The sequence below is a fragment of the Pseudomonas sp. P7548 genome (assembly GCF_013386585.1).
Classification (GTDB): Bacteria; Pseudomonadota; Gammaproteobacteria; order Pseudomonadales; family Pseudomonadaceae; genus Aquipseudomonas.
In genome coordinates this window covers 1-19,769 of the sequence record NZ_JACARO010000063.1, presented here as the reverse complement: position 1 = coordinate 19,769, position 19,769 = coordinate 1, and the positions used below count along the sequence as shown (strand labels likewise).

Below are 19,769 nucleotides of genomic sequence, written 5' to 3'. Positions count from 1 at the left end.
CTACGTAATAGCACGATACAGCCTACTTTGGGTTGTCCGTTTGTGCTGGGTCAGTGACTTTGAAACGCAGCACACCAATCACCTGGCCGTCCTCGGTCAACACCCGCACTTGCCAGCGGCCTACTGAATCGGCCGGGAAGTTCTGCTTGTGGGTCCAGGCGCGGTAACCCTCCTTGCGCCCGCCATGGATATCCAGCGCGATGCGGTCGACTTCTTTGCCGTTGAATTTCCACACGTGGTAGATCCGCTCATCCAGCCCGCGCGGGGCATTGATCGCGGTGTAGGCGTACAGCCCGCCGCTGCGTAGCTGGGCAGCCGTGACTTCCTTGAGGTCATCGCCCGGGGTGCGGTCTTGCAGCTGGGTGCTGATGGCCACTTCGGTCATCCATAGGGTGGCCGGTGGCACCCAACTGCGCAGGAACCAGCCGGCACAGCCAATCGCCGCCGTGACTCCCAGCAACATTGCCCAGCCCTTGACGCTGCGCAGTGGCAGGCTCACGGCCAGGCTGGGGATCGACAGCAGCATGGCGACGCCGAGGGCGAGCTTGTAACTTTCGGCGGTGGTCAGGTGCAGGATGATCGGCAGCGCGGTGAGCAGCGCCGCGAACAGGGTCAGGGTGTGCAGCGCCAGGAACAGCGAACGCTTGGGCGCCAGCCATTTGTAGTACAGCGGGTCAGTAATCGAGACCAGCGCCGCCGCGCCCAGCAGGCCGGTGAAAATCGATTGGCCGCTGTTCCAGGTGGTGGTGACGAAAAAGAACGGCAACACAAAAAACAGACTTTCCTGGTGGATCATCTGGGTGGCGTAGCGCAGCAGGGGTTCGGGGATTTCCCGCTTGAAGACCCGAGTGAACAGTTGGGTAAAGCTGTTTTCCAGCATCAGCCACAACCAGCTCACCAGCATGATGACCGCGATCCAGCTGGCCATGCCTTGCTGACGGTCCACCAGGATGAAGCTGCACACCCCCGAGATAAAGCCGCCGAGTGCGATCACCCCCGGGTAGCGCTTGATCAGTTCGAGGATGCGCTGGATGAGGGGGGGCAGGCTTGGCATGGGAATTCACAATTCGTATAGGAAAAAACCCACACAGAATAACGTCTTAGCCGTGAGTACGGTGCTGCATTACGCAATCCGTTTGCGATAAAACCGCAGGCCGATCAACACAAGTGCGATCAGTCCAAGCACGCCGGCACCTATCCAGCTGAGCAGGTCGTAGCTGAACAAGGGTTTTTCGATGCGCCAATAGCCCGACTGGTTGAACACCTGACGCATGGCCTCGTTGGTTTGCTTCAGACTCACGGCCTTGATGCGCTTTACCGGATCGCTGAAATGGCCGTTGGCGTAGTCACCGGAGGCACTCCAGTAATAGTCGGCCAACGCGCTGTTGCCTTGCACCGCCCACGACTGGCGTGCAATGGCGGCTTGCTGCAGGCGGGTAAAGGTTGCCGGGTCGAGGCCGTCCTTGAGCAGTTGGGCCTTGAGGTCCTGCAGTACCTGTTCGGCTTCGGGCAGGTTGTCGCGTTCGAGGTCGGCGTTCAGGCTCAGGAAGCCGACACCGCCGAGCACCTCGCGCTCGCTCCACGGGCCGTAGGACAAACCATGCTTGAGGCGCAGTTGACGGTAGAGCGCCCAGTCGAGGTAGTCCTTGAGCAGGTCGTAGGTTTCATCGTGCTGATCATCCAGCACCGGCTCGGGGAACAGCCAGTGCAGTTTGGCACTGTCACCGATCCAACCGTGCACCAGTTCGCGGTGGCTGGCGGCGGCGTGCTGGATCTCTGGCAGTGGTCGATGTTCGCTCGGCTCGACGGGTTCGAGCTGGCCGTAGGTGCGTTCCAGGTAGGCCGGCAGCAATTTGTCGAGGTCGCCGACGATGATGAGGGTCATATTGTTGGGGGCGTACCAGTTCTTGCGCAGCGCCTCCAGCTGGTCGCGGGTGAGGTGATTGACCTCGGCACGTTCGGCGCATTTGAGCCCCAGTTCGATGGCCAATTGGTTGCTGGCGGTGTGGCCCAGGTCCTGGCGGTCAAGCAGGCGTTGCAGGTGCGAGTAGTGGCCGCCGTCTTCGCGTTCGACCACTTGTTTGGCGGCGTTGATGTTGGCGTCGGTCAGTTGGGTGCGGGTGAGGATGGCCAGCAACAGGTCGAGCACCTTGCGCTGATTTTGCGCGGGGGCTTCGATCACGAAGGTGGTGTCGGCATTGCTGGTGTAGGCGTTCCATTCGCCGCCCAGGGCTTGCATGCGGTCTTCAAGGTCGCCCTCGCCGCCGCCGTCGATGCCGCTGAACAGCAAGTGTTCGAGCAGGTGTGGCAGCTCTTTTTCGTCGCAGCTGAAGTCATCCAGGCCGACCCCTACCACCAGGCGGATGGCCACATGGCCCCGCTCGGTGCCGGGTTTGAGCAGCAATTGCAGACCGTTGGGCAAGGTGTAGCCTTCGACTTGCAGGCGGTCAAAGGCAAAGACATGTGCAGAGCCCATGAGCAGGCAGGCGAATAGCAGGCGACGCATAACAAGCTTCCTGGCGAGTGAGGTCCATTGTTAACTGACTTCACTCGCCGTCTTACGTTCAGGGGGAATGGGTGATGTCGGCAATATCTTCGGCGGAGAGTGCACCGGTGTCGGACGTTTCCAAGACTACATAGGCGCTGCTGCAAAACAGTGAATTGAGGCGCTTCATGTCGGCAATCAGCTCCAGGTGCAGCGAGCTGGTTTCCAGGCTCTGCACGATCTTGCGTTGCAGGCGGCTGACGTGGGCATGGGCCAGGCGGCGCTCCTGGGCGCGGAAGCGACGCTTCTCGCGCAGCAGTTGGCGGGCGCTTTCGGGATCGGCGCTGAGAAACACCGACAGCCCCAGGCGCAGGTTGGCAATCAACTGGCTGTGCAGGCCAGTGAGCTCTTCCAGGCCGACTTCAGAGAACTGGCGGCGTTGGGAGGTCTTCTGCTGCTGCACCTTGCGCAGCATGCGTTCGATCAGGTCGCCGGCCAGTTTCAGGTTGATCGACAGCTCGATGATTTCGGCCCAGCGGCGGTTGTCCTGTTCACTGAGGTCCTCGCGGGGCATCTGCGCCAGGTAGAGCTTGATCGCACTGTACAGGGCTTCGACGTCGTCGCTGAGGCTGCGCATTTCCTGGGTGATGGCGGTTTGTTTGCCGCGCAGCACTTCCTGCATCGCGGTGAGCATGTTGTCGATCAGGTCACCCAGGCGCAGGGTTTCGCGGGCGGCGTTGGCCAGGGCCAGGCTCGGCGTGTTGAGCGACGCCAGGTCCAGGTGACGAGGCTTGGCTTTGCCGTTGGTTTCCTGCTGTTCCGGCAGCAGCCAGGCGCACAGGCGGGCCATCGGGCCGATGGACGGGAGCAGGATCAGGCAGCGGCTGACGTTGTAGAGCACGTGGAAGGTAATGACCATACCCTGGGCGCTGTAGTCCAGGCCGTCCATCCAGCGTACCAGCGGGTCGAGTACCGGGATGATCAGCAGCAAGCCGATCAGTTTGTACAGCAGACTGCCCAGGGCGACCTGGCGACCGGCCGAGTTCTGCATGCTGGTGCTGAGAAAGGCCAGCACACCGCTGCCGATGTTGGCGCCGATCACCAGGCCGATGGCCACATGCAGGCCGATTACGCCGGCGCCGGCCAAGGTGGCTGTGAGCAGGACGGCGGCCAGGCTGGAGTAGGAAATCATCGCAAACAATGCGCCCACCAGGGCGTCGAGCAAGATATCGCCGGTCAGCGAGGCGAAGATGACTTTGACGCCTTGGGCATGGGTAATCGGCCCGGCTGCCTCGACGATCAATTGCAGTGCCAGAATGATCAGGCCCAGGCCGATCCCGACCCGGCCCATCTGCCCTGCCCGCGTCTGCTTGCGGGACAGGAAGAAAATCACCCCAAGGAAAATCAGCAGCGGTGACAGCCACGACAAGTCGAAGGTCAGTACCCGCGCCATCAAGGCCGTACCGACGTCGGCGCCGAGCATGGTTGCCAGGGCCGGCGTGAGGCTCATCAGGCCCTGGCCGACAAATGAAGTCACCAGCATGGCCGTGGCGTTGCTGCTCTGCACCATGGCCGTCACCAGGATACCGGCGACAAACGCCAGCCAGCGCTTGGACATGTTCTGCCCGATGACTTGGCGCAAGTTGGAACCGTAGACCCGCAAGATGCCGGTACGGACGATGTGCGTGCCCCAGATAAGCAGGGTCACGGCGGAAAGCAGATTGAGCAAGGTCAGCATGCTCGGCCCCCCGTGTGGGTACGCTCCAAAAAGAGCGAAGGAAGTTTGCCGCGTGCCGTTCTACGTCTTGTAGTTAAGCTGTAGTTGGCGAATGGGCTCTGCGCCAGCATCGCATAGCTAAAGTGGGGATTGAAACAAAACTGTCATGAAATCAGCTGAGTGCGAAATGAAAAAAGGGGCCTGCATAGGCCCCTTTTTTGTCTGGCTCGGGTTTATTGACCCGGAATGTCCTTGCGCAGTTTCACAGGATCCTGCTGTTTCTTCTTTTTCGCGATGGCGGTGCGCATCTTGATGTTCACCGCTTCTACCGCCAGCGAGAACGCCATGGCGAAGTAGACGTAGCCTTTAGGCACGTGCACATCGAAGGATTCGGCGATCAGCACCGTACCCACCACCAGCAGGAACGACAGCGCGAGCATCTTCAGCGACGGGTGCTTGTCGATGAATGCGCTGATGGTGCCGGCGGCCAGCATCATCACCAATACCGCCACGACAATCGCCGCGACCATGACCGGCACATGGGAGACCATGCCGACGGCGGTGATGACCGAGTCCAGGGAGAACACGATGTCGATGATGGCGATCTGGATGATGGTGTAGATGAACTTGCCACCGGCGCCCTTGGGCTCGTCGTGGGTTTCGTCTTCACCTTCCAGGGCGTGGTACATCTCCTGGGAGCTTTTCCACAGCAGGAACAGGCCACCGAAGAACAGGATCAGGTCGCGACCGGAAATGCCCTGGCCGAACACCACGAACAGGTCGGCGGTCAGTTGCATCACCCAGGTGATCGACAGCAGCAACAGGATGCGCGTGACCATGGCCAGGGCCAGGCCGAAGATCCGGGTGCGTGCCTGCATATGCTTGGGCATGCGGCTGACCAGGATCGAAATCATGATGATGTTATCGATACCCAGGACGATCTCGAGGGCCGTCAAGGTGAAGAAGGCAATCCAGATTTCCGGATTGGTCAGCCATTCCATGTGTATTCCTTTGAGCAAGTGTTAAACCGCGCAAGCTGCAGCGCCGCGCGGTTGGGTTGATACGATTATAGAGTACTGAACAGCGGGAAAATCCCCATCAGCAAAGCGGCGAACATTATGCACAGGCACACCAGCACTGCCCACTTCAGGGTGAAGCGTTGGTGATCGCCAAATTCGATACCGGCCAGGGCCACCAGCAGGTAAGTCGATGGCACCAGTGGGCTGAGCAAGTGCACCGGCTGGCCAACGATGGACGCCCGCGCCATTTCGACGGCGGTGATGCCGTAGTGGCTGGCGGCCTCGGCGAGTACCGGCAGCACGCCATAGTAGAACGCGTCGTTGGACATGAAGAAGGTAAACGGCATGCTCACCAGGGCGGTGATCACCGCCAGGTACGGGCCCAGTGCGTCAGGAATGACCGCCAGCAGGCTCTTGGACATGGCGTCGACCATACCGGTGCCCGACAGGATACCGGTGAAGATACCGGCCGCGAAGATCAGGCCGGTCACTGCCAATACGCTGCCGGAGTGGGCGGCGATGCGGTCTTTCTGCATTTGCAGGCATGGGTAGTTGACGATCATCGCGATACTGAACGCCACCATGAACAGCACCGGCAGCGGCAGCAGGCCGGCGATCAGCGTGCACATCAGGGCGAAGGTCAGCGCGCCATTGAACCAGATCCGCTTCGGACGACGGGCGTCAGGGTACTGCGACACACTGATTTCACTGTGATCGATTTCATCGCCCGCCAGGTGCAGTTCACCCAGGCGTGCACGCTCGCGCACGCCGTACAGGTAGGCGATCACCAGGATCGCGACCACACCGACGGCCATGGCCGGGATCATCGGCACGAAGATGTCCGACGGGTCCACATGCAGCGCACTGGCGGCACGGGCGGTCGGGCCACCCCAAGGGGTCATGTTCATCACGCCACCGGCAAGGATGATCAGGCCGGCCATGATCCGCGGGCTCATGCCGATGCGCTGGTACAGCGGCAACATGGCGGCGACGCAGATCATGTAGGTGGTGGCGCCGTCACCGTCCAGGGACACGACCAGCGCCAGCACGGCGGTGCCGACCGAGACTTTCAGCGGGTCGCCCTTGACCATCTTGAGGATCTTGCGCACAGCCGGGTCGAACAGGCCGGAGTCGATCATCAGGGCAAAGTAGAGAATGGCGAACATCAGCATCACGCCGGTCGGCGCAAGCTTGGTGATACCGGCCAGCATCATCGGGCCGATCTCGGGCGCGAAGCCGCCGAACAGCGCGAACAGGATCGGCACGATGATCAAGGCGATCAGCGCAGACAGGCGCTTGGTCATGATCAGGAACATGAACGTGATGACCATGGCAAAGCCAAGGAAAGTCAGCATAGGAATACTCCAGGCGTAGCGCGGCTAGGGAATGGCGAACCGAGTGGGGTCAGCGCAGATCGAAAGGCACGAGGCGTACGGGTGGAGTGGGGGCGAACAGGCGGGTACGAGCGGACATCGGGAATCACCATTGTTGTTGTTAACAGCCGGTCTGTTGCCGACAGTGGGGGCGATCCTAGACGGGTAAGCTTTCAGCCAGCTTTCGCTGGAAAAACAGGTGACGAAGGGGAAAGGCACATTCTTCAGGTATGTGGAGATTCAATGTGGGAGCTGGCTTGCCTGCGATAGCGGTGGGCCAGGCAACAAAGATGTTGAATGTGCCGGCGCCATCGCAGGCAAGCCAGCTCCCACATTCGGATTGTGTTTGCAGGGAATTATCAGGGCAGCTCGAGGCCGCCGGCGGCCTTGTGCAAGGCGCGCAAGTGCTCGCCGACCTGCTTGAGGTTGGCTTCGCAGGCGGCAATCTCGGCGGCGCGGGAAGGTTCCAGCAACACCCTCACCTCTTTATCCAGATCGCCGGTCAGCGTTTGCAGCTGCTTTTGACGTTGGGCGCTTTCCGATTCGAGGCGCTTGGACTCCGACGGTTGCGGCAGGCCGTAGCCGCCACTGCCCAGTAGTTCAGCCGGGCGGCTGAGGAAGCCGCTGTTGGCGAGGATTTGTTGCAAGGTGTTGTTGGCTTTTTCCATGCCGCCGTTTTTCAGCTCGCGGGCGCCAAGGTAGCGTTGCTTGACCTCATCCTGGGCCAGCATCAGTTGTTTGCGGTAGCTGGCCTGCTCCAGCAACAACAGGGCGGCACTGGTGCGCAGATCGGCCTGGCCAAACCACTGGCGGCGTTCTTCTGCGCTGAGTGACAGCCAATCTTCGACCTGAGTCTGCTTTATCGGCAGGTGTTTGCGCAGGACGTCAAACATCGCCTGGTAGCGTTCGCGGAATGAATCAAAGTGATAACCCAGGCGCAGCGCTTCGCGCTTGTCCTTGAGGACGCTGGTGTCGGCCAGGCCGCGGGCGCTGAGGACTTCCAGCAAACCGTTGGGGGTGATGTTGTCCAGCCCGGTGAGTTGTGGGTTGGCGCTGCCGCTGCGCAACAGTTTCAGGCTCTCTACCGCACAGTTGTTGGAGATGAAGAAGTAGTTGCCGTCGTAGCTCCAGTGCATCTCGGCGGCGTGCTCGACGGTGTCGTTGATTTCCTGGCGCGTGAGTTTGAGCGGCACCGAGGCCAGGCCGCGCAGCTCGGTCTTGGTGTATTCATCGATCACCTGGGCCAGGGGCAGCACGAACAACCGTGACGGGTACTTGCCCACCAGGCCATCCCAGCTCGACAGCTGTACGTCACCGACGAACGCGCGGTAGGACAGGACCAGATGTTGGTCCAGGTCCAGCCGGCAGTCCGGACCACGTGGACGGCCGGGTGCACAGATCACCAGGCGTAACATGCTGTGGCCCCAGCGGCTGACCAGGTTCTCGTTGGCTTCGGCCAGCAGGTAGTCAATTTCGTAGACGCGCTCCGGGTCGATCTGGCCCAGCGGCGTCTTGGCAAAATCATTGCCTGCGTTCAGGAAGGCGTAGGTCTTGGCGCAAGTGTCTTGCTCGGGCGGTGCCCAGCCGAAGTGTTCCTTGTAATAGCGAAACAGCGCCGGGCGGCGGCAGGCGTAGCTCGGGTCGAGGAGGAAGTACTCCATGTTGACCGCGACGAACTCCAGCGGGCTGGTGGTTTCGTAGATGTCCGGGCTGCGCGCTACCTGGTGGTTGTGCTGTTCGCGCTCGCCACGCCGGCCGACGTATTGCGGCCAGCCGGCGAGGTCCAGCAGGCGCGGGTCATCGCTGAGGGTAAAGCGGCGGTCATTCTGGCCACGGCACTGGTCGGGCAGGCCGATCAAGCCGGTGATGTTGTTCTGGCGACTGCAACGGTTGATGAGCGCGCGGTCTTCTTTGGACCACAGGCGCGCACGGTCATAAATGTGAGTCAGCTCATGCAGCACAGTGGCGAGCATTTCGCGGCGCACGGTGCCGTGGGGGCGGTTGGTCTTCTGGGTTGCGGCGCTGCCGTCGGTCAGGCTGGCGAGCAGGTTCTGGTTGAGATCCAGTTCGGAAACCAGGGAGGCCTGGCCGTAGGCGTTCTCGGGCATCTTGTCGGTCCAGCCGACCTCGATGGTGCGGTCCAGTTGTTCGATGAAGCGCGGCGGCAGAGAGCGCATCGCTTCATCGAGCAACGCCTGGCTGGCCTGCTGCTGGGCCGGGCTCAAGCCGTCGGACTTGAGTCGCAGTTGCAGGCTGGCCTGGGCTGCGCTTGCACTGAGCAGCACAGCCATGGCCAGTAGCCAGGCGTTGAGGCGCCTCACAGTGCGAGGATGGCTTCGGCGAGGCTCTGGTCGCTGGCGTCGCGCGTTTCCGGCATGCGCGTACGAATGGTGTCGAAAGCAGCTTCCAGTTGTGCGCCACGGATCTCGCCGTTGGTGGCGACGAAGCTCGCGGCGTCATCGTGGGCTTCACGCACGATTTTCGAGTCGCGGATGGACGTGGTGGTGTCCGAGGTGAAGTCAATGGTACGGGCCGACGCACGGACGATGATGTTACTGGTGGCCTTCAAGGTTTGCGCGTGGGCAACATCGGCCAACAACAGCAGGCCGAGAGCGGCGGCGATCAGCGGGCTACGCATGGAATAACTCCAATTACAAAGACGGAAATACAAAGATGATTATTGGACGAGAATTGCTTGCGCCAGTTCAAGGTCGCTGGCGTTAAGTTTTGGCTGGGTGCGGCGCAGGTAATCCAGTGCGGATTCCAGGCGAGCGCCCCGCCATTGGCCGTCAGTGGCTACAAACGCGGCAGCATCATCCTGGGCGGCCAATACCAATTTCTTGTCAAAGGGCGCGGAAGTCACCTTGCTGGTGGCGTACACACTTATGACGGTGCTCTGGGTGGTCACGTCGAAGGCCGAAGCCAATGGCGACCAGACGACGGAAAACAGAACAGGAACGATCAACAGGCGGTATGAAAAAGCCATGGGACTCGACAACTGGAAGCGAGCGCCAAGGCTAGCGCAATGCCCGGGCGAGAGCCAGCGTTGAGGCATGCGGGAGCGGCTGGCGCTCCCTTACGCCGAGCTGAAGTCAGATCGCCAGGATGGCCTGGGCCAGTTGTGCGTCTGTTGCGGCATTCAGTTGCGGGGCTTGTTGGCGGATCTGTACCAGAGCGCTTTCCAGCTTGACGCCACGGATGGCGCCGTCGCTGGCGACAAAGCTGGCTGCGTCGTCACGGGCAGCTCGCACAACCTTGTTGTCACGCAAGGACGACGTGGCATCGGAACTGGCGTCCGACGTGGCTTTGAGTGCGCCGACGATTGCGTCGGTGGTCACGATGAGGCTGGTGGCATTGGCATTGGCAGCCACGGCCAACAAGGCAGCAGCACTCAGCAGGCGAAAACGGGACATGGAAAACTCCTGTAGATGAACAAATAAGGTGGCGCAGAACGGCCACTGTGAAACGGGTGTTGTTGCTGTTGAGCATCAGACGCCCGTTCTACAAGGTTCGCCACGTGGTAACGGGATCTTAAGCCGCCGCTTATCTGTTCGAAAAGCCTCTCGACCCGTTAGTCACGCCAAAAGGGTTTAGACAGTTCGGCCATTCGGTCGCCGGCGCTGATACCGGCGTCAGACAGTTCGCGTGGATCAAGTTGCGCCAGTTGGCGGCGTTCGTGGGCCTGTCGCGCCCATCTGGCCAGTGCACGGGCTATACCTGCGATCAACTGTTTATAGCGTGGGGTTTGGGTGGTCATGAGTGAGGCCTTCCATGAGGTCTTGGAACACCATGTTGGGCGGCGCGGGTTTACCGGTACAGATACACCCGACCTAAATTGTACTGCTTAATTGTTATGTTTTTTAAACTGTACCTGTCGTGAAGTTGACCTTCTGTTTTTATCCTCAAAACCCAAACCCCGGAAACAACAAAGCCCGCCTCCGGTTTCCCGGGGCGGGCTTTGCTTTGATAAATCAGGGTGCTGGCGGTGGACCCGGTGGGTCAGGGCCAGCGGGCGCTACATTAGCGCCAGAACGGCTTGCTCAGCTCTTCGTAGCGTTGAGCTTCGCTGATACCGGCGTCAGCCAGCAGACGCGAATCCAGACGAGCCAGTTGGTGGCGGCTGGAGATGCGGCGCTGCCACAACATCAGGTTGGCGATAACGCGCAAAGGCAGGGAGGCCTGGGTGTTTACAGCTTTTTCTTCGAAGAACAGATCGGAACTGAGTGTACGTTCCATGATGACATCCTTCCGCTTGTGGCGGGATTAGGTAGTGGTTTAACTGATGCCAATGATCCTCTTCCGGCGCAAGACTCTCTAGATACAGTTCACCTGTATTGTGAGGGGCCAGTTAACTGTTTATAGGTGCTGTACTGTTCGGAAATGGGGCAACTGTACCTGTCCGCACTGAAACAGTGCGAAATAGGAGTTTTCGACGGAGTATGTGGGATATTTCGGTAGGAAATGACCGGTACAGCAGTACAGTTTTTTTCAGTTTGATAAGAAGTACAGCCGAGCTGATGAAACTGCCGTTGCATCAGCCCGGATCTGTATCAATCAAGCCTTGAGCATATGCCCGGTTTCTTCCAGGTTGATGTGCCAACTCAGTGCTTCGCGCAGGATGTGTGGCGTATGCCCGCCGATGGCACAGGCTGCGTCGAAGTAAGTGTTCAGCGCATCGCGATATGCCGGGTGCACACAGTTGTCGATGATCACCCGGGCGCGTTCGCGGGGCGCGAGGCCACGCAGGTCGGCCAGGCCGACTTCGGTCACGAGGATGTCCACATCATGCTCGGTGTGGTCCACATGGCTGACCATCGGCACCACGCTGGAAATCGCGCCACCCTTGGCGATCGATTTGGTGACGAAGATCGCCAAGTGAGCGTTGCGCGCGAAGTCCCCGGAGCCGCCAATGCCGTTCATCATCCGCGTGCCGCAGACGTGGGTGGAGTTGACGTTGCCGTAGATATCGAACTCCAGCGCGGTGTTGATCCCGATGATACCCAGGCGGCGCACCACTTCCGGGTGGTTGGAAATTTCCTGTGGGCGCAGCACCAGTTTGTCTTTGTAGCGCTCCAGGTTGCCGAACACGTCGGCATTGCGTCGTTCTGACAGGGTGATCGAACTGCCCGAGGCGAAGCTCAGTTTGCCGGCATCGATCAGGTCGAACGTCGAATCCTGCAACACTTCCGAATACATCGTCAGGTCTTCGAACGGCGACTCGATCAGGCCGCACATCACTGCGTTGGCGATGTTGCCGATGCCGGCCTGCAGCGGGCCGAGCTTGTTGGTCATGCGCCCGGCGTCCACTTCCTGCTTGAGGAAGTTGATCAGGTGGTTGGCAATGCCTTGGGTGTCGCTGTCGGGCGGTGTCACGGTGGAGGCGGAATCCGCCTGGTTGGTGACCACGATGGCGACAATCTTTTCCGGCGGGATGGGAATGGCCGTGCTGCCGATGCGGTCATCGACCTTCACCAGCGGAATGGGCGTGCGGGTTGGCCGGTAGGTCGGGATATAGATGTCGTGCAGCCCTTCCAGGTTCGGGTTGTGCGCCAGGTTGATCTCGACGATCACCTGCTTGGCGAAAATCGCGAAGCTGGCCGAGTTACCCACCGATGTCGTCGGCACGATGTGCCCCTGTTCGGTGATCGCAACGGCTTCGATCACGGCAATGTCCGGCAGCTTGAGCTGGTTGTTGCGCAATTGCTCGACGGTTTCCGACAAGTGCTGGTCAATAAACATCACCTCGCCGGCATTGATGGCGCGGCGCAGGGTGCTGTCGACCTGGAACGGCATGCGGCGGGACAGCACGCCGGCCTCGGTCAGTTGCTTGTCCAGGTCATTGCCCAGGCTGGCGCCGGTCATCAAGGTGATTTTCAGCGGGGAAGTCTTGGCGCGTTCGGCCAGGGCGTGGGGGACGGCCTTGGCTTCACCGGCGCGGGTGAAGCCGCTCATGCCGACAGTCATGCCGTCCTCGATCAGTGCGGCGGCGTCTGCCGCGCTCATGACCTTGTTCAACAACGAAGGCAAGCGGATACGATCACGGTACATGGATTGTTATCTCAGGCTACGGAAGCAAGGTGCGCAGTTTAGTGATTTCAAAAAAATTCGGCCCGCTACCATGGTCGAATGCCGGGCAGCGATTTAGAGCCTTTGGTCGGGTTTCATGCGGCAATAAAAAACCCCAGCCTACAAGAGGCCGGGGTTTCGAGTATTGCGCTGAAGCAGTGTTACTCGACGGCCTTGACCATGTCTTCGATGACTTTCTTGGCATCGCCGAAGACCATCATGGTCTTGTCCAGGTAGAACAACTCGTTATCCAGGCCGGCATAACCGCTGGCCATCGAGCGTTTGTTGACGATGATGGTCTTGGCCTTGAAGGCTTCGAGAATCGGCATGCCGGCGATCGGCGAGTTCGGATCGTTCTTGGCGGCCGGGTTGACCACGTCGTTCGCGCCGAGCACCAGCACCACGTCGGCCTGGCCGAACTCGGAGTTGATGTCTTCCATTTCGAACACCTGGTCGTAAGGCACTTCGGCCTCGGCGAGCAAGACGTTCATGTGCCCGGGCATACGGCCGGCCACCGGGTGGATCGCGTACTTCACGGTGACGCCGTGGTGGGTCAGCTTCTCGGTCAGTTCCTTGAGCGCATGCTGCGCCCGGGCGACCGCCAGGCCGTAGCCCGGCACGATGATCACGGTGTCGGCGTTGGTCAGCAGGAAGGTTGCATCATCGGCCGAGCCGGATTTCACCGGGCGTGCTTCTTTAGAGCCGGTTGCCGCAGCGGCATCCGAGGTATTGCCGAAACCGCCGAGCAATACATTAAAGAAGGAACGGTTCATCGCCTTGCACATGATGTACGAGAGGATCGCGCCGCTGGAGCCCACCAAAGAGCCGGCGATGATCAGCATCGAGTTGTTCAGCGAGAAGCCGATACCTGCCGCCGCCCAGCCGGAGTAGCTGTTGAGCATCGACACCACCACCGGCATGTCGGCGCCGCCGATTGGGATGATGATCAGCACGCCGAGCACGAAGGCCAGGGCCAGCATCAGGGCGAAGGCGGTGAGGTTACCGGTGAACATGAACGCCAGGCCTAGGCCCAGGGTAGCCAGGCCGAGCACCAGGTTCAGTTTGTGCTGGCCGCCGAACTGTACCGGTGCGCCCTGGAACAGGCGGAACTTGTACTTGCCCGACAGCTTGCCGAACGCGATCACCGAACCGGAGAAGGTGATGGCACCGATGGCTGCACCGAGGAACAGTTCCAGGCGATTACCAGCAGGGATCGAGTCGCCTAAATGTTTGACGATGCCCAGGGATTGCGGCTCGACCACTGCGGCAATCGCAATGAACACTGCCGCCAGGCCGATCATGCTGTGCATGAACGCGACCAGCTCCGGCATCTTGGTCATTTCTACGCGCTTGGCCATGATCGAACCGGCGGTGCCGCCGATCAACAGGCCGACAATCACATAGCCGATGCCGGCAGTTGCCAGCTCAGCGCCCAGCTTATAGATGAGGCCTACGGTGGTGAGCACCGCCAGCGCCATGCCGAGCATGCCGAACAGGTTGCCGCGCCGCGAAGTTGTTGGGTGCGACAGGCCTTTGAGAGCCTGAATGAAGCAGATCGACGCGATCAGGTAGAGCGTCGTTACGAGATTCATGCTCATTACTTCGGCGCCTCTTCTTTTGCTTTCGGGGCTTTCTTCTTGAACATCTCAAGCATCCTGCGAGTGACCAGGAAGCCACCGAACACGTTTACCGCTGCGAGCGCCACGGCCAGGGTGCCCATGGTCTTGCCCAGTGGGGTCACGGTGAGGGCCGCAGCCAGCATGGCGCCGACGATCACGATTGCGGAAATGGCGTTGGTCACGGCCATCAAGGGCGTGTGCAGCGCGGGTGTCACGTTCCAGACCACGTGGTAACCGACATAAATCGCCAGCACAAAGATGATCAGGTTGTAGATACCGGGGGAGATAAGCTCTTCCATCGTCTGAATCCCTGCTTAGGCGTTTTTGCGGATGACTTGGCCGTCGCGGCACATCAGGCACGCGGCGACGATGTCGTCTTCGAGGTTGAGCTCAAACTGCCCTTCCTTGTTGAAGACCAGCTTCAGGAAGTCCAGCAGGTTGCGTGCATACAAGGCCGAGGCGTCGGCGGCGACAGCGCCGGCGAGGTTGGTCGGGCCGCAGATGATCACGTCGTTCTCCACCACCACCTGATCGGCGACGGTCAACGGGCAGTTGCCGCCTTGGGCGGCGGCAAGGTCAATGACCACCGAGCCGGGCTTCATCTGCGCGACGGTGTCGGCGCTGAGCAGGGTCGGTGCCTTGCGGCCCGGGATCAGTGCGGTGGTGATCACGATATCGGCCTGCTTGGCGCGCTCGTGCACGGCCAGGGCCTGGCGCTGCATCCAGCTGGTGGGCATCGGGCGGGCATAACCGCCGACGCCGACGGCGCATTCACGCTCTTCATCGGTCTCGTAGGGCACGTCGACAAACTTGGCGCCGAGGGATTCGATCTGTTCCTTCACGGCCGGGCGTACGTCAGACGCTTCGATCACAGCACCCAGGCGTTTCGCTGTCGCAATCGCCTGCAGACCCGCGACGCCGGCGCCGAGGATCAGCACGCGTGCAGCCTTTACGGTGCCGGCGGCCGTCATCAGCATCGGCATAAAGCGTGGGTAGTGATGAGCGGCGAGCAGCACGGCCTTGTAGCCAGCGATGTTGGCCTGGGAGGACAGCACGTCGAGGCTCTGGGCGCGCGAGGTACGTGGCGCGGCTTCGAGGGCAAAAGCGGTTATGCCGCGTTCGGCCAGCTTGGCGATGGTTTCGTTGCTGAACGGGTTGAGCATGCCCACCAGTACGGTGCCGCTTTTGATCAGCGCAAGCTCGCTGTCGCTGGGGGCCACCACCTTGAGAATCAGGTCTGCGTCAAACGCATCGCTGGCACTGCCAATGGTTGCGCCTGCCGTTTCGTAGGCACTGTCGACGACACTGGCTTTAACGCCGGCTCCGCTTTGAACAGTGACCTTATGGCCCTGGCCGATCAGCTTCTTGATGGTTTCCGGGGTGGCAGCCACCCGCGTTTCACCGGTCTGGGTTTCGAGAGGAACACCAATGTGCACGTCAAATCTCCTGCATGATCTTTTTGCTTTTGATCTTTTTGTAAAAAGGCCAGTGCACCGTGAGTGGCGCATCTGGGGCGGCCGATCAGCACGATCCCGCTGAAATGACAGCGGGGCGCGGCATTTTGCAGGCGAACTTTACGGCCTTCAAGGGATTATGACGGGTGACGAAAAATTAACTACAAGTCACCCTGTGACTGATTGTCGCAATGCGATGAAATAACCTCTTTAAATACATGTGTTTAAAGGACTGTAGCCGAATATTGGGTGTTTCTTCATCGTTGGTGTGAATGGTCGTGCATTGGCTTGCCGTAGTCGCTACACGCCTTGAAAATCATGGCTCTTAGCCTTAATTCGAACAGATAAGTACAGTCTGCTTAAACGCGACATATACGTATATCTGTAGGTCTTGATTTTATTTGACTACAGGGTCAATAAGCGGGCTTTGTCCTTTAAATGCTGGGGCTATAGCGTTGGGATTGATCAACCAACCAGTCCCTGAAAGCGTGTAATGACGCCGATTCGACTTTTCTGTCGGGAATCATCAGGTAGTACGCCTTCGCGCTGCTCAGCGTTTCGGGGTTGGCGATCACCAATTGGTGCTCGTCGAGTTCGCGCTGAATCAAGAACGGCGGGATCAGCGCGATGCCCATGTCATGCATGGCTGCCTGAGACAACATCGAGAATAGCTCGTAACGAGGGCCTGTCATGTCGCGAGGAATGTTCAGATGTTGCGCGTTGAACCATTGGCGCCAGGCGTAAGGCCGCGTGGTCTGCTGCAGTAGCGGCAGTTCGGCAATTTCCTGGGCGCTGAAGTGGGTACGTGTGCCCAATAAGCGAGGGCTGCAGACGGGAACGGGGTTCTCGCCCATCAGTCGATGCGATTCGGTACCCGACCAGTCGGCATCACCAAAGTAGATCGCAGCGTCGAACTCGGTGTCTGCAAACAGGAATGGGCGGGTACGGTTAGTGAGGTTGACCGTGACTTCCGGGTGTTTGTGTTGAAAATCCTTCAGGCGGGGGATCAGCCATTGGGTGCCGAAGGTGGGTACCACCGCGAGCTCGATGACATTGGCGCCCTGTTGCCCCATGACCGACAGGGTGTCACGTTCTACTGCGTCCAGCTGCATGGCGACGCGGCGGCTGTACGACAACCCCGCCTCCGTGAGTTTTACCCCGCGTCGCGAGCGCCGAAATAGCTCGACACTCAAAAACTCTTCGAGACTCGCGATTTGTCGGCAGATAGCGCCTTGAGTGATGGAAAGCTCGTGCGCGGCCTTGGTAAAGCTCTCGTGGCGGGCTGCCGCTTCAAAGCTGACCAGGGCAGTGGTGCTGGGGATCTTTCTGCGCATGTAACTTGTCCTCACTTATAAATCGCATATACGTCGTCTATGGCGCTTTCGAAGTGAGAAATTAGCACAACCCTATGCGGAAACCTCGTTTGCCCTCTGCGTTTGCCCGGCCTAGTCTGCATCCACGACTTCTGATTTTTCCGCGAGGACTTATTCATGGCTGGCAAGGCAAGCTTCAACTGGATCGATCCACTGCTGCTGGATCAACAGCTCACCGAAGAAGAGCGCATGGTGCGCGACAGTGCTGAGCAATTCGCCCAGGACAAGCTGGCGCCCCGTGTGCTCGAAGCTTTTCGCCATGAAAAGACCGACCCTGCCATCTTTCGCGAGATGGGCGAGACCGGCTTGCTGGGCGCGATGATTCCCGAGCAATACGGCGGCAGTGGTTTGAACTACGTCAGCTATGGGTTGATTGCCCGTGAGGTCGAGCGTGTCGACTCCGGTTATCGCTCGATGATGAGTGTGCAGTCGTCACTGGTGATGGTGCCTATCAATGAGTTTGGCACTGAGGCGCAGAAGCAGAAGTACCTGCCGAAGCTGGCTTCCGGCGAGTGGATCGGTTGTTTCGGCCTGACCGAGCCTAATCACGGCTCCGATCCGGGCGCGATGATTACCCGGGCGCGCAAGGTGGATGGCGGCTACAGCCTGACGGGCGCCAAGATGTGGATCACCAATAGCCCAATCGCCGATGTGTTTGTGGTGTGGGGCAAGGATGATGCGGGTGACATCCGTGGATTTGTCCTGGAGAAAGGTTGGAAGGGGCTGAGCGCTCCGGCGATCCACGGTAAGGTTGGCCTGCGTGCTTCGATTACCGGCGAGATCGTAATGGACAACGTCTTTGTGCCGGAAGAGAACATCTTCCCGGATGTACGGGGTTTGAAGGGGCCGTTTACCTGTCTCAACTCCGCACGTTACGGCATTTCCTGGGGCGCGTTGGGAGCCGCTGAGTTCTGCTGGCATACCGCCCGCCAGTACACCCTTGATCGTCAGCAGTTCGGTCGCCCGTTGGCAGCGACCCAACTGATCCAGAAGAAGCTGGCTGATATGCAGACCGAGATTACCCTGGCGCTGCAAGGTTGCCTGCGCCTGGGGCGCATGAAGGACGAAGGGACGGCGGCAGTGGAGATCACGTCGATCATGAAGCGCAACTCGTGCGGCAAGTCCCTGGACATTGCACGCATGGCGCGGGACATGTTGGGCGGAAACGGGATTTCGGATGAGTTTGGTGTGGCGCGTCACTTGGTCAACCTTGAGGTGGTCAATACCTACGAAGGCACCCATGACGTGCACGCCTTGATCCTTGGGCGCGCGCAAACCGGTCTTCAAGCGTTCTATTAATAGGAGCACGACCATGGGCGCGCTTTCGCATCTGCGGGTACTGGATTTGTCGCGAGTACTGGCGGGCCCCTGGGCCGGGCAGATTCTTGCGGACCTTGGGGCTGAGGTGATCAAGGTCGAGCGACCGGGTAATGGGGATGATACGCGGGCGTGGGGGCCGCCTTTCCTCAAAGATGCCTATGGTGAAAACACCAGCGAGGCGGCGTATTACCTGTCGGCCAACCGCAATAAGGAGTCAGTCACCATCGACTTCACGCGACCGGAGGGGCAAAAGCTGGTGCGAGACCTGGCTGCCAAGTCCGACATCCTGATCGAGAACTTCAAGGTGGGTGGTCTTGCGGCGTACGGGTTGGACTATGAGTCGCTGAAGGAGATCAACCCGGAGCTGATCTATTGCTCGATCACGGGGTTTGGTCAAACCGGACCATACGCCACGCGTGCGGGTTATGACTTCATGATCCAGGGTTTGGGCGGTCTCATGAGCCTGACCGGCCGCCCTGAGGGTGATGAGGGCGCGGGGCCGGTGAAGGTCGGGGTGGCGTTGACCGATATTCTCACCGGGCTCTACTCGACGGTGGCGATCTTGGCGGCCCTGGCTCATCGAGATCATGACGGTGGCGGGCAGCACATCGATATGGCATTGCTGGACGTGCAGGTCGCATGTTTGGCTAACCAGGCGATGAATTACCTGACGACAGGAGTGCCTCCGAAACGTCTGGGTAATGCTCATCCGAATATTGTGCCTTATCAGGATTTTCCCACGGCTGACGGCGACTTCATCCTTACGGTGGGCAACGATGGTCAGTTCCGTAAGTTTGCTGAGGTGGTCGGGCAGCCGCAGTGGGCGGATGACCCGCGCTTCTCTACTAATAAGGTGCGGGTGGCTAATCGCGCAGAGCTGATTCCGCTGATTCGCCAGGCCACCGTGTTCAAGACGACAGCGGAGTGGGTGGCACAGCTGGAGCGAGTGGGTGTGCCATGCGGGCCTATCAATGATCTGGCGCAGGTGTTTGCTGATCCGCAGGTAAAGGCGCGCGGACTTGCACTGGAGCTGCCACATGCTTTGGCTGGCGTGGTGCCGCAGGTTGCCAGCCCGATTCGTTTGTCCAAGACGCCTGTTGAGTATCGCAGCGCTCCTCCCTTATTGGGTGAGCATACGGCTCAGGTGTTGCAGGACGTGTTGGGGTTGGGGGCTGCCAACGTGGTCGATTTGAGAGCGTTGGGTGTGATCTGAGTGTTTCCTTCTATATATAGAGGTTTCTGGGCTGTTTATTGGTTGCTTTTTAATCAATTCTAACTAATTGATAGAGAAGACAAATTAAGGGTTGACGGCAGATTCTGGAAGCCTATAATTCGCCCCACTT

General features: G+C 59.8%; 18 protein-coding genes. 2 read left to right on the top strand and 16 right to left on the bottom strand.

Annotated elements, in window-relative coordinates:
* Positions 1–22: 22 nt before the first annotated feature.
* The 16 genes from HX803_RS23295 to HX803_RS23220 form a co-directional block, all read right to left on the bottom strand.
* Positions 23–1,054 carry a DUF5924 family protein gene (locus HX803_RS23295; RefSeq protein WP_178923888.1) on the bottom strand — a complete coding sequence of 344 codons (1,032 nt, stop codon included), beginning with the start codon at positions 1,052–1,054 and terminating at the stop codon, positions 23–25.
* A 69-nt stretch (positions 1,055–1,123) separates the two neighbouring features.
* Positions 1,124–2,506 carry a pitrilysin family protein gene (locus tag HX803_RS23290; protein WP_178923886.1) on the bottom strand — a complete coding sequence of 461 codons (1,383 nt, stop codon included), beginning with the start codon at positions 2,504–2,506 and terminating at the stop codon, positions 1,124–1,126.
* Positions 2,507–2,564: 58 nt separating this feature from the next.
* On the bottom strand, positions 2,565–4,223 hold the full coding sequence (locus HX803_RS23285) for a Na/Pi cotransporter family protein (RefSeq protein ID WP_178923884.1): 1,659 nt from the start codon (positions 4,221–4,223) through the stop codon (positions 2,565–2,567).
* A gap of 212 nt (positions 4,224–4,435) precedes the next feature.
* Positions 4,436–5,203: a TerC family protein gene (locus tag HX803_RS23280; RefSeq protein WP_176994658.1), complete on the bottom strand. Its 768-nt coding sequence runs from the start codon at positions 5,201–5,203 to the stop codon at positions 4,436–4,438.
* 65 nt (positions 5,204–5,268) lie between these two features.
* Positions 5,269–6,576, bottom strand: coding sequence for a CitMHS family transporter (locus HX803_RS23275; protein ID WP_178923882.1), 1,308 nt, complete (start codon positions 6,574–6,576; stop codon positions 5,269–5,271).
* A gap of 377 nt (positions 6,577–6,953) precedes the next feature.
* Positions 6,954–8,915, bottom strand: a complete 1,962-nt coding sequence (locus HX803_RS23270; protein ID WP_178923880.1) for a DUF4105 domain-containing protein — start codon at positions 8,913–8,915, stop codon at positions 6,954–6,956.
* A complete protein-coding gene (locus HX803_RS23265; protein ID WP_178923878.1) occupies positions 8,912–9,232 on the bottom strand; it encodes a DUF2388 domain-containing protein in 321 nt (106 codons plus the stop codon). Before HX803_RS23265 ends, HX803_RS23270 begins: the two co-directional genes overlap by 4 nt.
* A gap of 39 nt (positions 9,233–9,271) precedes the next feature.
* A complete protein-coding gene (locus HX803_RS23260) occupies positions 9,272–9,580 on the bottom strand; it encodes a DUF2388 domain-containing protein (RefSeq protein WP_176994662.1) in 309 nt (102 codons plus the stop codon).
* A 106-nt stretch (positions 9,581–9,686) separates the two neighbouring features.
* Positions 9,687–10,007: a DUF2388 domain-containing protein gene (locus HX803_RS23255; RefSeq protein ID WP_178923876.1), complete on the bottom strand. Its 321-nt coding sequence runs from the start codon at positions 10,005–10,007 to the stop codon at positions 9,687–9,689.
* Positions 10,008–10,165: 158 nt separating this feature from the next.
* Positions 10,166–10,351: a DUF1127 domain-containing protein gene (locus tag HX803_RS23250; protein ID WP_176994664.1), complete on the bottom strand. Its 186-nt coding sequence runs from the start codon at positions 10,349–10,351 to the stop codon at positions 10,166–10,168.
* 263 nt (positions 10,352–10,614) lie between these two features.
* Complete coding sequence (locus tag HX803_RS23245) at positions 10,615–10,830, bottom strand: DUF1127 domain-containing protein (protein ID WP_010168694.1); 216 nt, start codon at positions 10,828–10,830, stop codon at positions 10,615–10,617.
* A gap of 318 nt (positions 10,831–11,148) precedes the next feature.
* Complete coding sequence (locus HX803_RS23240; protein WP_178923875.1) at positions 11,149–12,642, bottom strand: acetyl-CoA hydrolase/transferase family protein; 1,494 nt, start codon at positions 12,640–12,642, stop codon at positions 11,149–11,151.
* Between the two features lie 179 nt (positions 12,643–12,821).
* Positions 12,822–14,258: an NAD(P)(+) transhydrogenase (Re/Si-specific) subunit beta gene (locus HX803_RS23235; RefSeq protein ID WP_123716752.1), complete on the bottom strand. Its 1,437-nt coding sequence runs from the start codon at positions 14,256–14,258 to the stop codon at positions 12,822–12,824.
* On the bottom strand, positions 14,258–14,578 hold the full coding sequence (locus HX803_RS23230; RefSeq protein WP_003220416.1) for an NAD(P) transhydrogenase subunit alpha: 321 nt from the start codon (positions 14,576–14,578) through the stop codon (positions 14,258–14,260). Before HX803_RS23230 ends, HX803_RS23235 begins: the two co-directional genes overlap by 1 nt.
* Positions 14,579–14,593: 15 nt before the next feature.
* Entirely contained in the window at positions 14,594–15,715 is a 1,122-nt protein-coding gene (locus tag HX803_RS23225) for a Re/Si-specific NAD(P)(+) transhydrogenase subunit alpha (protein WP_178923873.1), read from the bottom strand.
* A 452-nt stretch (positions 15,716–16,167) separates the two neighbouring features.
* Positions 16,168–17,067 carry a LysR family transcriptional regulator gene (locus HX803_RS23220; protein WP_178923871.1) on the bottom strand — a complete coding sequence of 300 codons (900 nt, stop codon included), beginning with the start codon at positions 17,065–17,067 and terminating at the stop codon, positions 16,168–16,170.
* 156 nt (positions 17,068–17,223) lie between these two features.
* Here HX803_RS23220 and HX803_RS23215 point away from each other — a divergent pair, with 156 nt between their 5' ends.
* Both HX803_RS23215 and HX803_RS23210 read left to right on the top strand, forming a co-directional pair.
* The gene (locus HX803_RS23215; RefSeq protein WP_003187423.1) at positions 17,224–18,405 is read left to right on the top strand and encodes an acyl-CoA dehydrogenase; all 1,182 of its coding nucleotides are present in this window, start codon (positions 17,224–17,226) and stop codon (positions 18,403–18,405) included.
* 13 nt (positions 18,406–18,418) lie between these two features.
* A complete protein-coding gene (locus HX803_RS23210; protein ID WP_178923869.1) occupies positions 18,419–19,639 on the top strand; it encodes a CaiB/BaiF CoA-transferase family protein in 1,221 nt (406 codons plus the stop codon).
* The last annotated feature ends 130 nt before the right edge of the window (positions 19,640–19,769 follow it).

Bases quoted from the DNA above. Each gene is read 5' to 3' on its own strand.
- HX803_RS23255 (WP_178923876.1), bottom strand. From the start codon at position 10,007: ATGTCCCGTTTTCGCCTGCTGAGTGCTGCTGCCTTGTTGGCCGTGGCT.
- HX803_RS23275 (WP_178923882.1), bottom strand. From the start codon at position 6,576: ATGCTGACTTTCCTTGGCTTTGCCATGGTCATCACGTTCATGTTCCTG.
- HX803_RS23285 (WP_178923884.1), bottom strand. From the start codon at position 4,223: ATGCTGACCTTGCTCAATCTGCTTTCCGCCGTGACCCTGCTTATCTGG.
- HX803_RS23290 (WP_178923886.1), bottom strand. From the start codon at position 2,506: ATGCGTCGCCTGCTATTCGCCTGCCTGCTCATGGGCTCTGCACATGTC.
- HX803_RS23240 (WP_178923875.1), bottom strand. From the start codon at position 12,642: ATGTACCGTGATCGTATCCGCTTGCCTTCGTTGTTGAACAAGGTCATG.
- HX803_RS23235 (WP_123716752.1), bottom strand. From the start codon at position 14,258: ATGAGCATGAATCTCGTAACGACGCTCTACCTGATCGCGTCGATCTGC.
- HX803_RS23215 (WP_003187423.1), top strand. From the start codon at position 17,224: ATGGCTGGCAAGGCAAGCTTCAACTGGATCGATCCACTGCTGCTGGAT.
- HX803_RS23260 (WP_176994662.1), bottom strand. From the start codon at position 9,580: ATGGCTTTTTCATACCGCCTGTTGATCGTTCCTGTTCTGTTTTCCGTC.
- HX803_RS23245 (WP_010168694.1), bottom strand. From the start codon at position 10,830: ATGGAACGTACACTCAGTTCCGATCTGTTCTTCGAAGAAAAAGCTGTA.
- HX803_RS23230 (WP_003220416.1), bottom strand. From the start codon at position 14,578: ATGGAAGAGCTTATCTCCCCCGGTATCTACAACCTGATCATCTTTGTG.
- HX803_RS23280 (WP_176994658.1), bottom strand. From the start codon at position 5,203: ATGGAATGGCTGACCAATCCGGAAATCTGGATTGCCTTCTTCACCTTG.
- HX803_RS23210 (WP_178923869.1), top strand. From the start codon at position 18,419: ATGGGCGCGCTTTCGCATCTGCGGGTACTGGATTTGTCGCGAGTACTG.
- HX803_RS23265 (WP_178923878.1), bottom strand. From the start codon at position 9,232: ATGCGTAGCCCGCTGATCGCCGCCGCTCTCGGCCTGCTGTTGTTGGCC.
- HX803_RS23220 (WP_178923871.1), bottom strand. From the start codon at position 17,067: ATGCGCAGAAAGATCCCCAGCACCACTGCCCTGGTCAGCTTTGAAGCG.
- HX803_RS23295 (WP_178923888.1), bottom strand. From the start codon at position 1,054: ATGCCAAGCCTGCCCCCCCTCATCCAGCGCATCCTCGAACTGATCAAG.
- HX803_RS23250 (WP_176994664.1), bottom strand. From the start codon at position 10,351: ATGACCACCCAAACCCCACGCTATAAACAGTTGATCGCAGGTATAGCC.